The sequence below is a fragment of the Acholeplasma equifetale ATCC 29724 genome (assembly GCF_000687735.1).
GTDB classification, from domain to species: Bacteria; Bacillota_I; Bacilli_A; order Acholeplasmatales; family Acholeplasmataceae; genus Acholeplasma; species Acholeplasma equifetale.
The window spans coordinates 89187-104813 of record NZ_JHXL01000003.1 but is presented as its reverse complement, the minus strand read 5'-3'; the positions used below and the strand labels follow the sequence as shown (position 1 = coordinate 104813).

The following is a 15627-nucleotide window of genomic DNA, read 5'->3' as shown; positions in this document are numbered from 1 at the left end:
GTATTACATAACCTCTCTAGTAAATGACTCAACAATTGCAAAATCGTTATCTTTTACTATTGCTAATGATGTTGTTACATAGTTAATAATATTAGATACTCTTTGTGGAGGTACAGCGATAAATAATTGAATCGATAATGAATTATAGAATTTCATCATCGCATCAATTCTTGATTCATCCATATTATTAAATGCTTCGTCAAATAAAACGATACAACCTGAATCAACACGCTTATTTTTAGTTAATAATTGTTGGAAACTTGCTGCAATAACAATATAGAATGGAACCTGTGTTTCACCACCAGATTTTTCTCTTGATACTTTAGAGAAAAATGATTTATTACCATTTTCTGATGTGACTTCAATATCATAACTCATATAATAACGATAATCTAAAAATTGTAATGCAAACTTATCATTTTCTGGATCAAATGATGCAATCTTATTAAATAACTCCATTAATACGACTTCATGTTTTTTAGATAAGTTTTCAGTAAATAATGTATGGTTATATACTGCATCACTACCCATAATAATGTCATAATAAGTTTTGAATTCTGGATTCTCACTTGGTTTTGTGACGAGTTGATATGTATCAGCACCAAACTTCTTACCTTCAAGTGCCATATTTAATTCTTGAATTTGAATTTGAGCAGCTTCAATAGATGCACGAAGTTTTCCTACAAATTCTTCTCTAAATCCAATTTCGCTTCGACGTCTTAATTCAATTGCCTGTTGTTCATATTGCATTAAGTTATTATCTTTAATTAAATTCATTTCACGTTCAAAGTGAATTAATTCACTAATATCTGGTGCAGCACCAAAATGATATTGAACTATATATGCTTTCATTAAGTTAATAACTTCTAATTCTGCCCGTGTGTTTTGAGCTTGAATCTTTGTTGTCGATTCTGCAATATCACGTGCAATTAAGTCATAGTTATTCGCAAATTTTTGTTTAAGTGCATTAAACTGGCTATAAGCACTTTGAATTAATTGTGGATATGTTTCATTCCAAGTTTTTTGTTCTTCTAAGTGACTTCTTAATGAGTCTCTTGCATCTTCAATAGATTCTAAAATGCGAGTTTTTTCGCTTCTTAAATCAGCCATCTTAGATACAATGTCTTCATGTTCAATTTTAAGTTGTCGTTTCTTTGTACGTTCATCTTCAAGATTTTTATTGATGTTATTAAGTTCTGGATTCGATGTAAGTTTTTGAACCTTTTCTTCTAATTCAATCATTTCTTTTCTTGTTTGTTTAGTTAATTCAATAAATCTTGTTTGATTTGTTTGAACGAGTTGAGAAATTTTAGATTGATGGATTAATCTTAATGAATCGTTAGCTTTTTCAAATCGTTTTGATACTTCACTTAAATTACTTTCTAATTCATCGACTAATTTTTGATCAAGTTCAATTTGAATATTGGTTGCATTTTGTCCAATATATGGAACTTCATAAGTTTTAGGATTAATTTGACGTGCTGTATGGTTAGAATAAGTCATACATGTCTTGGTAATTGAACGTGCATAGTTCTTTAAATCTGCTAAATTTTCAACAGTAATTACGTGTCCCATTAGCATATTTGCATAATATCTAGCATATGGATGCTCTGTTTTTACTTTTGCAGCAAGTGAATTTGGTAAATAGTTTGTATATTCAGTAATTTTGTTTGTATTAACTAAACCCACACCATAAATACCTAATTCGACTTTAACACGATCATATACTTCTAAAGCATCATTAAAATAAAGTGGTTCTACGATAATATCAAATCTTTGTCCACCTAAATATCCTTCTAATGCATTTCTCCATTGTTCATCTTCAACTTCAATAAGTTCACAGAATGGACGAACACGTATATCTTTTTTATAGTAATTAGATAATTCTTCATTTAATTTTTCAATAAGTAGCGTAACATGACGAGGATACGTTTTAATATTACGTTTTAACGCATTTAAACGTTGTTTAGCAATGTTTAAATTCTTTAATGCCTCATCACGTTCTTTTTCAATATTAACCTTTTCAATAGTTAATGCTGTTTGAATACCTTCTAATGCATTTTTCGCACCATTCATGTATTCATTAAGTTCTTCAACTTTATGATCAGAATGTGTTAAGTAATATTTTGTAAAAGCATCTATATGTGTATTTGGATAATATTGAGTAAATGTTTTTAATAGGTTAGCTTCTTTTGTTAATTGTTCTTTTAGTTCATTGAGTAACTCACGATACTCTTCATAAGCTTTTACCTTTTTTTCAAGTTGTTCTTGTAAGTTATAAAGTGTTTTTGCTAAATCGTTATGACTTCTTAATGATTCTAATTCTAAAATTTGATCATCATTTTCTTCAATTAATCGATCGATTTCTTCTTTTTTAACTTTTAATGCTTCATATTTTTGATTGACTTTATCTAATAAGTTTTCTGAGTTTCTAATAATAGATTCTCTTTTTTCAATAAAACTCATTTTTTCAATTAATTCATTGATTTTAAGTTGATCAAGATTTTGATTTAAATTTTCACCAAGTTTAACGATTTTTTCAAGTTTTTCTACTTTTTCTTTATCAAGTTGTATTTGTTGTTCAACACGTTTTAATTGTTCAACATTATTTTTAAGTGATTGAATATCAATTGGTTCATCGTCTAATAAAAACTCAAATACAAATGATTGTAAGTCAATCGGACGAAATGCTAAAGCTTTTGGTAAGATCTTTGCATATTTTTTTGCATCTATTCCAAAATACTTAGCCATTGCATCTCGATAATCTTTTTGAGTATTGAAGGGTTCTAAGTCTATATTAAGCGTTTTTAAGTAAGCTTTCATAGATTTATAATCTCTTGGTGTTTTTTTATCCATAAACATGTCATCATGGATATTTATATCGTGTAATAAGTAAAATCTTTCTTTTAAACTACCTAATTTAGGTAATTCTAAAATAACACCTAAAACACCATATTCTTCGTTTTGGTCATCATAAAACTCTAATGCTACATGTGAAACAACATCACCATTACGAATAAATTCTTTATTTTCGGCACCAATTCGACCACGAATATAACCTTCTAAAGTTCTTTTTGCTTCATCGGTTGCTGCAATGTTAAATTTAACACCTGATCGACCACCAACTAAAATATACTGAAGGGCGTCAAGAAGGGTTGATTTACCACTACCATTTTCACCTGATATTAACGTGTTATCATTAATCTCAATGGTTTGATCTGAGAATAAGTGCCAATTAAGCAGTTTAATCTTCGTCAATCTCTTCATTATCGCTACCTCCTTCTAAGTATTGATCAAGTTGGTCTAAAACTTCTTTAATGTTTTTCATATTTACAACATAAAGAATTGTTGGATAAATTTTAATTCTTGCATCATCATGAAGTTTAACATCCATAAAGTCAATGATGTTATAGTTTTTAAGTAATTGTAAACTTGGTTTTAATTTATCTTTTGTCATGCGCTTATTATCTAAATAACCAACTTTTGCAAGCTCATCATGAATTTCAGATAGATAAATTTCAACATTCTCATCTAACGTGATTACATCCATCTTGGATTGATATAACATACGTACAATTAAAAGTAAAATACTTTCTTCTTTTTTAAGTCTTAAATGATTAAAACTTGATTCATTTTTAATATATACAACTTCATCATGTCGTTCAATAATTAATTCAAAATCAGCTAATGCGAAAAACGCTTCAAAGATTTCTTTATATGCAAGAATGAAACGATAATCATTAGCATCACCGATTTTTTTACGTGTAATATAATTAACTTGTAAAAGTTTATTTGAAATACGTGAAAAAACTTGTTTCTCACTTTCTTTTAAACTTGGGTATTCTTCGGTTAATTTTTTAATTGCCTGATTTTTTGGAATCATCGTCTAGTCCCCTTCTTCATAATTTCAAATTCGCTGAAGCGAATATCCCCAATTTTGACATCGTATGTTAAAAGTCTCACATCATAGGACATACCAATTGATTTACTGTATAAGAAAATGAGAATCAATTTAACAAAATCTTCATTGGTTTCTAGTGGTACTTCAGAAGCTTTGATAACTTCTTTATCTTCTAATAAATAGTTAACGTGTTTATTGATTTCTACTTTAGAAAAGACATTTTGTTTCATGATTGTTCTTAATTTTTCACGTTTGATGTCTTCTGGGATATCTTGATCATAATCAATCTCCTCAGGGATTGGGTCAACACGCTTTCTTCTTACTGTATAAAGTGATGCATCATCTAAATTTCTTGCTCTAAAAAGGTTGAAGATTTGACTATAATCAAATTGTTTTTCTTTTAGTATTATTTGGAATAATCGATTAAGTAATCCTTCGAAATCTTCAGATGTATTCGTCAAGAACATAATTTTTGATGCTGCTGCATTAATATACATTTCATTTTTCTCATCAATCGAATTAATTAAATACTCCATCGCTTCGATTGAATCTCTAATATAGCGAATACGTGCTTCAATATAATTAAATGCATCATTAAATTCTGCATAATTTTTAGCTTTCATTGCTTGAAGTGCCAACTCTTCTAACATAGATTCACTGTTATAAATTCTATTTATATTTTCCATAATTGAACGTTTATATCTCGGTAGTGAATCAGTCGTTTTAAGTTTGTAATAAGCACTATCAAAAAAGTTTATTTTATAATCAACTAATAATCTTTCTAAAACTTCTTGCAAGTTATCTTTTTTATTAGATTTGACTAAATCATGATAATAGCGATAAATATTTGCACGTAAAGTTTTTAGCGTTCTTAAAACATCATCAATTTTATGATACGCTTGTTCAATAATGGTGTATCCATTCTCTAGTTCGAAAGACGCTAAAAGAGAGTACACAGTATAGATTTCACCAGTATACTCTAATTGTTCATCCTGTTGAATGCGTTTTAATAAATCAATAATTTTGATCGAATAATCAAAAAGATTTAATGAGGTTTTATAGTCACCTAGTTCTTCTTCACCAAGCCATCCGTTTGCTTTCAATACATTAATGACTGCAACTGCTTTTTGTCTTGAAGTTGATGCTTCTTCATCCTCTTCTATACGTAAATCTGATTTTTGTTCATCAAAATAATCTATTAATTTTCCTATTACGTAGTTTCTTTCCCCTTGAAATGCATCTTCTATACTATTCGTTGCATCATAAATGATAAATAAACAATCAACATATATTTTTCTATTAGGAGAGGATAACACCGTAAAAAGTGTTTCTGGTATTCTTTCAAAAAGATGTGCCACAGGCGTCCTCCTATATTTTTTGTCTCTTTAATTGTATCACTAAATATTAATAAATACTAACTTTTAATATATAACTTTATCATATTCTATATGATACTATAAAAAAATAAAAGTTTTACTCATAAAATGAATAAAACTTTTCTCTTTAAATTTTTTTAATTAAAACTTGTTTTTTTCCTATTTGGATGCGTTTATTTAAATTAATTCGTTTTAATTGCTCAACTTTGAGTTCGAACTTTGTTTCATTTTTATAGTGTTGAATATCTCCAATGTTTCTTGAGAATATCCCATAATCTTTTTCTAATATCTTAAATAATTTTTGTGGATTCATGCTATCTTCTTTTCCAAGATTAATAAGTAATTCAACATATTTTCCATTGTTTGATTTATTTTTATTATTTCGATCAAACTTAGAATTATTTTTTTGATTATTAGATTTAGATTTACTATATTTTTGATAAATTTCTATTGGAGCATAATTTTTTTGAACTGGCATTCTATCTTGTAGTAATGCATAAATTAATTTATCTTTTGATGTTTCATCAATTAATAAATCATTAACTAATGATAAATCGATTGTTTCAATTTGACTCATTGCAGATTTTAATTGGTTTTTAAATGTTTTTGTTTGAGACTTATATATTTGTTCTTCTGTAGGAACATCTAAAAATTTAATTTCACGTTTAATAAATTTTTCTAAGAATTCAATCATGCCACGCTTACGAGGTGATACAAAACTATACGCTTTACCTTTTTTACCGGCACGACCAGTACGTCCAACGCGATGAACATAAACTTCATCTTGTGTAGGTAAATCATAATTGATAACTAATTCAACATCATTTATATCTAATCCACGAGCAGCTACATCGGTTGCGATTAATAAGTTTAATTGTTTGTTTCTAAAACGAGTCATAACATAATTACGTTGTGATTGTTTTAGATCACCATGTAACGCATCAGCCATATATTTATTATGTTGTAATGTTTCTGCAATTTGATCAACATCTTTTTTAGTGTTTGCAAAAATAATTGCTGTTTTTGGTTGTTCTAAATCTAAAAGACGAACTAATAAATTTGGTTTATCTTCTTCTTTAACAATAAAGTATCCTTGTTCAATTTTATCGACCGTTAATTCTTTGGCATCAATCTTTACGATTTCTGGATTGTTTTGATACATCTTTGCAACCTTTTTAATAAATGGCGGAATAGTTGCAGAAAATAAAACTGTTTGTCTTTCTTTTGGTGTTGTTTTTAAGATGATTTCAATATCTTCTTGGAAACCCATATTTAACATTTCATCTGCTTCATCTAAAGTTAATAATTTAACTTTAGATAAATCAATTGTCCCACGATTAATATGGTCGATGATACGTCCTGGTGTTGCAACAATAATATGTGGTTTTTTTGCTAATTCTTTAAATTGTTTGTCATATGATTCACCACCAACAATGGTTGTGACTTTGATTTTTGGTTCATATTTAATTAATTTAAGTATCTCTTTATAAACTTGTGTTGTAAGTTCTCTTGTAGGTGTAAGAATAAGTCCTTGAATACTAGACTCGCTTACATTAATTTTCTCAATCATTGGAATGGCGAATGCGAATGTTTTACCTGTTCCTGTTTGAGCTTGTCCAATTATGTCTAATCCATCAAGCACTAATGGAATACTTTGTTCTTGGATAGGTGTTGGAACTTCGAATCCTAATCCTTCTAATGCTTCTTTAATGGTTTCTTTAATTGGTAATTCTTTGAATAAAATTGACATGGCTTATACCCTATTTCTATATTTTTAATTTTTTGCCCATATAAGTATACCATTAAAAAATTAATTTCATAGTCATAAGACAAAAAAAAGATGATTTCCCATCATCTTTCACAATCATCACCCTCACAATATTCGATACCAGACTCTTTTTCATACATTTTAATTAACGTGTCTTTAATCGATTGTTGATCAGCTAACCCTTCAATTCTATAACCATATGAAAAGGTTAATGTTGGTGCTATTTTTAAATTCATTAAATCAGCATGTTCAACATGGTTACAAATGATTTTATTAAGTTTTCCATGATTTTTTGATTCTAAAAATTCTTCTAAAGATAAATTGTACTTTTTAAATAAATCATCATAAGAATTATTGCCCTCTTTATAAAGACTAAAACAATCGCATAAATATTCTAAACCGAGTTGTTTTTTTCTTCCATAATGGAAAAGTTCATGATAAAACTTATCATCTTTTTTAATAAAAGAACGATACACTACTTTAACATCTTCTTTGTATTGAAATGTATTTAAAGCTTGATTTAAATTTTGAATCATAACAAATGATTCATCATTATAATCAAACCAAACATCGACTTTCATCATGGAACTCACCCTATTTGACTTGAAAACAATTCATATATTTTATCTTTTGATGCTTCTAATAAAAATTCACGATTTTCTTTTTCCATTAAAATAACGGATACTTTACTTAACACTTCTAAATGTTCTTTATAATATATCGTTGGCATTGCGATTAAAAATACGTGTCTTACTGGAATATTATCAATAGAATCATATTCTAATTCATTTTTTAAACGAACATAAATTAGTGTCGGAAATAATACACTCATATCTTTTGTATGAGGTACTGCAATACCTTCACCTATACCTGTTGTAATTTCTTTTTCTCGTTGATTTAGTGCTTCTATAAAAGCTTCTTTACTAGTGATTCTATTCATATCATAAAGTGTTTGAGCTAGAAATTCAAATAGCTCGTTTTTGGATTCACATGTAACGTCAAGTATAATGTGGTTTTCTTCTAAAAGTTTCATAATTTCTCCCTTAAATAAACGCTATGATTATAAGTAATTAAATGATTAAAGTCAAGGAAAATGTAATTATGTGAATATTGAATCACTTATTCTTTTTCGGTATGTAAATATTTTATTTAAGTCGCGATAGGGATGTACAGCATTACTTAATACAACAACACCTATTTGACGCTTTCGATCGATAATTAGGTGACATCCTGTAAAGCCTGTATGACCTATCGTGTCTTCATATATATAGTTTGAACCAAAATACATATTTAAAGATGGTTTTTGAAATCCTAAAGCTCGTCTTAAAATATCTCCTTTATCTGTTTTATAAACCAACTGTTCTTGAAACATCAAATCCACCATTTCATTTGAAAAAATGAACTTATTGCTTAATATTGCTTGTATAAACTTTAGAATATCATTCGGTGTAGAAAATAATCCTGCATGTCCTGTTAATCCATTTGCTGCAAAAGCTTTTTCATCATGAACTTTGCCTTTAAGAAGCCCTTGATATACCGAATCTTTTCTATACTCCGTTGGTGCTGTAAAGATTCTTTTAGGTTTAAATGTTGATTGATACATATGAAGTGGCTTAAAAATATAGTTTTCTGCCACTTCATTGATTGGCATTTGATACATCTTTTCAATGATTAATCCTAACAACAAAAACCCAATATCTGAGTAAACAATTTTTGAATGCTTTGGATAAATAACTTCTGCTTTATAAATTCTTTCAATCAATTCTTCTTTTGATTTTAAAGTTTTAGAAGAAATAATATCTGCAGGTAAACCAGAACCATGAATAAGTAAATCTTTTATTGTGATATCTTGATATTTAAAATCTTTTAAAATTGATTTAATTTCAGTATCAAAACTTAATTTTTTATCATCAATTAATTTTAAGATAAGTGGTGTTGTAACAATAACTTTTGTAAGAGATGCAACATCATATAAAGTATATGGTTTGACCTTTTCTTTATAATGATGATCTAAGTATCCAGTAACACCTAAATAACGATGTTGATTAATATAAATACCATAAGATGCACCAACAAAATCTTTCTTCTTAACACCTTCATTTAAAATTGATTTAATTTTTGACTGAACATTCATTATGTCACATCCTTGATACTTATTATAATATAAAAAAGAAAACCTTTAATAAAGGTTTCATTATTTTTATTCAACTTTTATTGATCTTGCCCATGAGTGATAAAGATCTTTATTTCCTTCTAATTTTGATTTTAAACATGCAAAATTAATAAGATAAAAGTGTGTTTCACTTTCTAAAGTAACAAGCATATAACCGAAAGTTCTTCCATCAACAGTTGCTTCATAATATGCATAATAATATTCGATATTATCATCTAAATATTTTTCAATATCTGTTGTTTTTTCAGCTTGACCTAAAACTAATGTTGTATATCTTTCTAGTGTCATCATTGAACTAAATAAAGATTTATCTTCTCTATTTCCCATAAAGATATTATCTTGAGATTCTAAATAAAACGGTGCAGCTATAATTTCTTTTTCATAAAAGTCGTCAGTTAAAGTAATTGTTATTCCACTTTTACTAAATTCCTTACTGTTTGATTCTTCACATGATACTAAAAATACGCCCATAAGTAGTGTAATTACTACAAGTATTTTTTTCATTTTCCTATCCTTTTCATATTTTCTATTTTGGTATAGTATAACATGCATTCTAATTTATAAAAAGTAAATCAATAAAATAAAAAATTAAGAGTTATTGCTAACTCTTAAACTTTTAATTTTTATATTGAAATGGAAGTTGACCTTTCGGTTCAAATTCACCAAGTAAATATGACTTTAGTGCTAATAATGAATTTGGTGTATATTCATAAAATGCCACATAATTTTTAATAACATTTGTTTCATATAAATCATATGGATTTCTTAATGCGATAACATGCAAGTCTTTAACATCTTTTAACGCTTCAATAAGATGAATTTGGCCTTTAAATTGGTTACCGTTATATGTTGTAAATATAACTTGCTCATATTGTTTTGATAAATTTATCATTTTGTCAATTTCTTCTTTGGTTGGGTCTAAAGATACAATTTCAATATCTAAATTTGAAATTGATTTAATAGGTTCTAAAAAATCTTTTTTCTCAATATCATCATCTGCAATGTTTAGTACTTGTGGAAGAATTCCAATATATAAAACTCTTTCCTTTAAATGAATTGGATTTCCTTTAACTAACGTTGTTGCATCTTTAACGATATTTAAGCTAAAGTTTTTAGTTTCTTCATTTTCAATAATTGGCTGAATATCCTTATAATTTAAATTTAAATTAATCTTTAATTCAACTTTATATTTAAGTATCTTTTCTACGTGTTTATCTAACATTTCAATAGAAATACGATTATCTTTAATAGCCTGATAAATCGCTTCTATTGTTGCTTCTCTCGGTTGATGTGCATGGCACACGCAAACTAAATTGATACCAGCAATTAGTGCTCTAACACATGCTTCCTCGGTTGTATATTTATCCACAACACCTTTCATGCCCATACCATCTGAGATGATTAAACCCTCAAAGTTAAATTCATTTCTTAATAAATCTGTCATAATCGTTTTACTTAAAGTTGCTGGTTCATCATTATGTGTCAACATAGGAAAATTAATATGTGAGCTCATAACACCTTTAATGCCTGCTTTGATCGCTTCTTTAAATGGGTAAAACTCTATTTTTTCTAATCGTTCTAATCCATGATGAATAACTGGTAATCCTAAATGAGAATCAACATTCGTATCACCATGACCAGGAAAATGTTTAGCGGTTGCAATTACACCTTCTTCTTGTAATCCTTTAATATATTCAATACCGTATTTTGCAACTATTTTTGGATCATCGCTGTAACTTCTAACACCAATGACAGGATTTTTCGGATTATTGTTTACATCTAACACAGGTGCTAAATTCATATTTATACCCAAAAGATTAAGCTCTCTACCCATCTTGCGTCCAACTTCATATGCATTCTTCGTATGCTTTGTAGCACTTATTGTCATTGCACCAGGAAAAAAAGTAGCTCCATTAAAAATTCTAGTAACCATACCACCTTCTTGATCAATTGAAATAAGCATCGGTATACCAATTTCTTTTAAAGCTAATTTTTGAAGATTTTGATTGAGTTTAAATAATTGTTCTGGTGTTTTTACGTTTCGTGCAAATAAAATAACATTCCCTAACTTGTACTTTTTGATTAAATGGATAATATCATCATTAAGATCTAATCCATCAAAACCGAACATACAGACTTGACCAACTTTTTCTTCTAATGTCATTTCATTCAGTTTTTTCATAAAATCATTCCCTTCAACAAGTTTATCTTAACATAAATCTATGTTAATTTATTGAAATCTTTAGTGTATTTTATCTTTTGAAATTAATTTCCAAAAAAAAGTGTTAATCCATTAAAGATTAACACAATAAGTTATTATTCTATTTTATTTTCAATGTATTGATGTCTTTTATAAAACCAGATAAATGCTGCATTAACAATTGATAATGTTAAAATTATGAATGCTCCATATGCTACATTTGAAATTAATATAATTAGTAAATATAACCATATAACTGCTTCGGTCACTGAAGCTAATTTCCTAATTTTATAACATGTTTTTAAATTTGATTTATCAAATAGCATAAATAAACTTACACCAACTTCTAACATCATTAATAACACACCAAATATCATAACGTAATTATTAAATTGTTTAGATGAAGAGAATAAAAAATCATAGACATTAAAATGAATATAAACATCGCCAAACATAAACTCATAACTAATTTTTGTAGATGCATAAGTCATTGTAAAAGCTATAGCCATTAGTATAAAATAACCAAGTGTCCAAACGGTTGTAAAAAATTGTGGATCTTTAATCATTTTTTCTAATTCATTATCTTCTTTTAATTCCTCTTTTTTAATTGATTCATCTTCTAAATTAGGATTTAATAAGTAATCAATACTACATCCAAACAATTTTGATAATAAAATTAAATTATCTGTTTCAGGAAAGCTTAAATCTTGTTCCCATTTTGATACAGATTGACGTGAAACGTGTAATAAATCAGCTAACGCTTCCTGTGTATAGCCTTTTTCTTTTCTTAACTTAGCTATTTTTTCTCCAGTTGTCATACTTTATTCCCCTTTCGTATCTAGACTTTTACATTATCCCATATCGAATAAATTATATCAAGCAATTATGAAATGCTTATTATGCAACCAAAAGTTTACAAAAATAAATAGGCTTTTCAGCCTATTTATATTATTTTTATAGATATGCTCTTAACATCCATGCATGTTTTTCAAGCTTAGCTTTTGTTGAAATAAACATATCTTGAGTGACATCATCACCTAAAGTACCTGATATTTCAATACCTTTTTTAAGCTCATCAATAATGATGTTAAAATCTTTTAAAACATCCTTAACCATTTCTACACTTGTAGTAACTTTTGAATCTACTTCTTTAAGTGTAGTTATTTCTAAATATTCTTTTAAGGTAGCTTTTGGTTTTCCACCTATTGTTAATAATCTTTCTGCAAATTCATCATAAAATTCGTTAATTTCGTCATAATACTTTTCAAACAATGCATGTAATGTGAAAAATTCTTGTCCTTTCACATACCAATGATAATAATGTAATTTCGTGAATAACACGTTGAAATTAGCAACCTCTACATTTAAAACTTGATGTAATTGATTCATATACACCATCCTTTCTTTTATACTTTTATTATAACATATATTATAAAATAAGAGTTTATTTATAACAAATAAAATCTTATTTATAATTTTTATTTAATAAGAATGAGGCTAAATAATAATGTAATAATAAAAGTCATTAAAAAGTTTACAAAATCATTATTAATAAACGAAATACCTGATAATTTTTTAAACATTTTTCTTGATTTTACTTTTTCTAAAATACGCCCTTGATGATCAATATATTTTTCTTGAATTAAAATACCAAGATAACTATCAAGAATTGATCCTAATAATCCACCAATAGTCATAACAACAACAATCCACCAATCATTTAAAGATATTGTTGTATATGTACTAAGTAATAAGATAAATAATATGCTTATCATAAAACTACCTACAAATGATGCAAATAAACCTAATATACTTATACCACCTGATTCGCCTTTATCCATCATTTTAAAATTTAAAATAGAAAATACTTTACCCTTAGATAATTTACCTATCTCAGATGCCCATGTATCTGATGTTGATGCAGCAATTGCAATTCCCCCAATATATAAGAATTCATAGCGACTTGTTATATAAAAAGCAATTGAAAATATTAAAGCCATTAATGAGTTTGCTAAAACTTGAACTGCGCTTCTACCTTTTTTATCTTCTACATTCGTTTTAATTTTTGTGAAAATACTCGAAGAAATAAAGAAAAATATAAGTAATGAAAATAAAATATACGTACCAAAAACGTAAAGTAAAGTTCCAACAACAGTGGCACTAATAAAACCACTTGTATCAAGTGATTTTTTTCGATATGCCATGAATGCGATAACTATACTTAATAATAATCCAATCAAAAAATCCATATATCACCTAAATAAGTAAAAATGATAATAAACTTACCAATATTGGAATTGATAAGTTATCAAGTCCATTTGGTGTAAATAATTCAATCACTGCTGCAGCAAGTGAAATCACTAATATTTTAATCATTAAAAAATCAACAATAAGATTTATATTAGTCGCTAATAATGTATATAATACGATAACGATAAATGATGCTAAAAACATTGTTAAAGTACCACTTAAACTTTTATTTCCAAATATTTTTTTAGAGGGAATCATCTTCCCTATCACTGCAGCTAATCCATCACCATATCCTAATACTAATATACCTATACCACTAATATAAGGATTTAAAAATGTAAATGCTGCAATAGTTAAAATTAATAATGAAATTGGAAAATACACAGTACCTAAGTTTCCATCTCCATTTCTTTCCATAGATTTAATCAAATTATATCGATATGATAAATAATTTAATACGATAAATACAATTGGTGCTATGATCGCCCACCAAATATTATCAAACATAAAGTTGACAAAAAACCACCAATTTGAAACACCAATATGGATGAATTTTCTAGCACCTTCTTCTTTTAAAACGTTTAATTTTTGTAGTAATGTTGATAATCCTATGACAACAAATACAAAAATAAACGATAACACTAATCCTAAAATATTATTCACGCTCTAAAACCTCACGTATAATTTCTAATTTTCTTTTCTTTGATACCTTATTTCTCTTTTGAAAAACTTGATATTGATTGTTTCTACATTCATTAATAATTTCTCTATAAATATATAATGAAAGTTTAAGCGGTATTCTTGTTTCTTTTGGATAAACATCTATACTTAATAACGCTTTTTCATAATGTTCGAATGCCACTTTAGCTAATGCTTCAAATAAATTGATAAAATTGTCATTAATATTTTTATGAATTAAATCATCCATAGTCACATGGTATTTATCCATAAGTTCCTTTGGAAGGTAAACTCTATTTCGCTTTAAATCTTCACCTATATCTCTTAAAATATTTGTAATCTGCATACCAATACCCAAATGATAGGCAACAAAACCTTTTCTATCGTCTCTTATATTGGGGGCTAAAATATCCATCAACATATAACCAACACTACTTGCTACTTTAGTTGAATACCATATTGATTGATTCAAATCTTTAATTTCTTTAAAATCTAAATCAAAATATTGTCCCTCAATCATATCATAGTAAGGTTCATAGTTAAAATTTTCATCATAATATTTGCAAGATATATCTTTTAAAAGTCTAAATATATAATTGGGTGTTTCTTTATTTTGAATAAATAAATCTAATTGATTTTTTAGTTCTTCAAGTTTAGTTATATCTTTTGATTCATCAACAATATCATCTGCATATCGACAAAAAGCATAAATACCATAAATAGCATTTCTTTGATCTAAATTTGAAATTGTTGAAAATGCAGCATAAAAAGATTTCGAATGTTTTTTTATGACTTTTTCTGCTTTCTTATAATCATTTTTTATGTTCATTTGAAAAATCCTTCATAATCTCTTCAACTGCAAGTTTTGCAGATGTTAATACAATTGGAACACCTGCCCCTGGATGATTACTTGAACCACAAAAATATAAATTATCAACATATCTTGATTTATTTTGTGGTCTAAAGTAGTTACTTTGTTTTAATGTTGGTTTTAAACCGAAAGTTGTTCCATGTTTTAAGTTAAATTGATTCTCAAAGTCTTTCGGTGTAAATACTTTAATGTATTCAATACTCTCTTTTAAATTCTTCCTTTTTCATCATAATAATTGTTGGTCCGACATCAAATTTAAAACCTTGTTCTTCAATTTGATACATCCTTCCCCCAACTTTTTCATTTTTTTCATAAATATCAACATTAAACCCTAATGTTTTTAAGCGAATACCTGCAGCTAAACCAGCTGTACCAGCACCTATAATAATTACTTTTTTCAACAGTGACCT

Annotated in this window: 15 protein-coding genes and 1 pseudogene; all 16 read right to left on the bottom strand. The window is 27.3% G+C overall.

All coding sequences use genetic code 11. The features are described from left to right. Positions 1-3 precede the first annotated feature (3 nt). The gene (locus tag T434_RS0102880) at positions 4-3267 is read right to left on the bottom strand and encodes an ATP-binding protein (protein ID WP_026399820.1); all 3264 of its coding nucleotides are present in this window, start codon (positions 3265-3267) and stop codon (positions 4-6) included. Beyond that, positions 3245-3883, bottom strand: coding sequence for a DUF4194 domain-containing protein (locus T434_RS0102875; RefSeq protein ID WP_026399819.1), 639 nt, complete (start codon positions 3881-3883; stop codon positions 3245-3247). The genes T434_RS0102880 and T434_RS0102875 overlap by 23 nt, the downstream gene beginning before the upstream one ends. Further along, a complete protein-coding gene (locus tag T434_RS07800; RefSeq protein ID WP_162150660.1) occupies positions 3880-5259 on the bottom strand; it encodes a Wadjet anti-phage system protein JetA family protein in 1380 nt (459 codons plus the stop codon). The genes T434_RS0102875 and T434_RS07800 overlap by 4 nt, the downstream gene beginning before the upstream one ends. Positions 5260-5404: 145 nt before the next feature. After that, positions 5405-7027, bottom strand: a complete 1623-nt coding sequence (locus tag T434_RS0102870; RefSeq protein ID WP_026399818.1) for a DEAD/DEAH box helicase — start codon at positions 7025-7027, stop codon at positions 5405-5407. Between the two features lie 101 nt (positions 7028-7128). Beyond that, the gene (locus T434_RS0102865; RefSeq protein ID WP_162150659.1) at positions 7129-7629 is read right to left on the bottom strand and encodes a hypothetical protein; all 501 of its coding nucleotides are present in this window, start codon (positions 7627-7629) and stop codon (positions 7129-7131) included. Between the two features lie 5 nt (positions 7630-7634). Next, the gene (locus tag T434_RS06720; RefSeq protein WP_162150658.1) at positions 7635-8078 is read right to left on the bottom strand and encodes a PTS sugar transporter subunit IIA; all 444 of its coding nucleotides are present in this window, start codon (positions 8076-8078) and stop codon (positions 7635-7637) included. 66 nt (positions 8079-8144) lie between these two features. Continuing rightward, positions 8145-9179, bottom strand: coding sequence for a serine hydrolase domain-containing protein (locus T434_RS0102855; RefSeq protein ID WP_026399816.1), 1035 nt, complete (start codon positions 9177-9179; stop codon positions 8145-8147). A gap of 66 nt (positions 9180-9245) precedes the next feature. After that, positions 9246-9722 carry a hypothetical protein gene (locus T434_RS0102850; RefSeq protein ID WP_026399815.1) on the bottom strand — a complete coding sequence of 159 codons (477 nt, stop codon included), beginning with the start codon at positions 9720-9722 and terminating at the stop codon, positions 9246-9248. Positions 9723-9834: 112 nt separating this feature from the next. After that, positions 9835-11400, bottom strand: a complete 1566-nt coding sequence (nagZ, locus tag T434_RS0102845; protein ID WP_026399814.1) for a beta-N-acetylhexosaminidase — start codon at positions 11398-11400, stop codon at positions 9835-9837. Between the two features lie 134 nt (positions 11401-11534). Beyond that, positions 11535-12236, bottom strand: a complete 702-nt coding sequence (locus tag T434_RS07440) for a helix-turn-helix domain-containing protein (RefSeq protein ID WP_051614344.1) — start codon at positions 12234-12236, stop codon at positions 11535-11537. A gap of 136 nt (positions 12237-12372) precedes the next feature. Continuing rightward, on the bottom strand, positions 12373-12807 hold the full coding sequence (locus T434_RS0102835) for a Dps family protein (RefSeq protein WP_026399813.1): 435 nt from the start codon (positions 12805-12807) through the stop codon (positions 12373-12375). 89 nt (positions 12808-12896) lie between these two features. Next, on the bottom strand, positions 12897-13667 hold the full coding sequence (locus T434_RS0102830; RefSeq protein ID WP_026399812.1) for a DUF92 domain-containing protein: 771 nt from the start codon (positions 13665-13667) through the stop codon (positions 12897-12899). Positions 13668-13674: 7 nt separating this feature from the next. Continuing rightward, positions 13675-14331 carry a diacylglycerol/polyprenol kinase family protein gene (locus tag T434_RS0102825; RefSeq protein WP_026399811.1) on the bottom strand — a complete coding sequence of 219 codons (657 nt, stop codon included), beginning with the start codon at positions 14329-14331 and terminating at the stop codon, positions 13675-13677. Beyond that, the gene (locus T434_RS0102820) at positions 14324-15175 is read right to left on the bottom strand and encodes a phytoene/squalene synthase family protein (protein ID WP_026399810.1); all 852 of its coding nucleotides are present in this window, start codon (positions 15173-15175) and stop codon (positions 14324-14326) included. The genes T434_RS0102825 and T434_RS0102820 overlap by 8 nt, the downstream gene beginning before the upstream one ends. Further along, positions 15159-15407, bottom strand: a pseudogene (locus tag T434_RS08075) (phytoene desaturase family protein); the annotation flags it as partial. The gene T434_RS0102820 and the pseudogene T434_RS08075, both read right to left, overlap by 17 nt. A 4-nt stretch (positions 15408-15411) precedes the next feature. Continuing rightward, entirely contained in the window at positions 15412-15618 is a 207-nt protein-coding gene (locus T434_RS0102810) for an NAD(P)-binding protein (protein ID WP_162150657.1), read from the bottom strand. Positions 15619-15627: the final 9 nt, after the last annotated feature.

Coding starts and splice junctions, on each gene's coding strand:
- T434_RS0102835 (WP_026399813.1), bottom strand. CDS start 12,807: ATGAATCAATTACATCAAGTTTTAAATGTAGAGGTTGCTAATTTCAAC.
- T434_RS0102855 (WP_026399816.1), bottom strand. CDS start 9,179: ATGAATGTTCAGTCAAAAATTAAATCAATTTTAAATGAAGGTGTTAAG.
- T434_RS0102870 (WP_026399818.1), bottom strand. CDS start 7,027: ATGTCAATTTTATTCAAAGAATTACCAATTAAAGAAACCATTAAAGAA.
- T434_RS06720 (WP_162150658.1), bottom strand. CDS start 8,078: ATGAAACTTTTAGAAGAAAACCACATTATACTTGACGTTACATGTGAA.
- T434_RS0102820 (WP_026399810.1), bottom strand. CDS start 15,175: ATGAACATAAAAAATGATTATAAGAAAGCAGAAAAAGTCATAAAAAAA.
- T434_RS0102875 (WP_026399819.1), bottom strand. CDS start 3,883: ATGATTCCAAAAAATCAGGCAATTAAAAAATTAACCGAAGAATACCCA.
- T434_RS0102830 (WP_026399812.1), bottom strand. CDS start 13,667: ATGGATTTTTTGATTGGATTATTATTAAGTATAGTTATCGCATTCATG.
- T434_RS0102850 (WP_026399815.1), bottom strand. CDS start 9,722: ATGAAAAAAATACTTGTAGTAATTACACTACTTATGGGCGTATTTTTA.
- nagZ (WP_026399814.1), bottom strand. CDS start 11,400: ATGAAAAAACTGAATGAAATGACATTAGAAGAAAAAGTTGGTCAAGTC.
- T434_RS07440 (WP_051614344.1), bottom strand. CDS start 12,236: ATGACAACTGGAGAAAAAATAGCTAAGTTAAGAAAAGAAAAAGGCTAT.
- T434_RS0102865 (WP_162150659.1), bottom strand. CDS start 7,629: ATGATGAAAGTCGATGTTTGGTTTGATTATAATGATGAATCATTTGTT.
- T434_RS0102880 (WP_026399820.1), bottom strand. CDS start 3,267: ATGAAGAGATTGACGAAGATTAAACTGCTTAATTGGCACTTATTCTCA.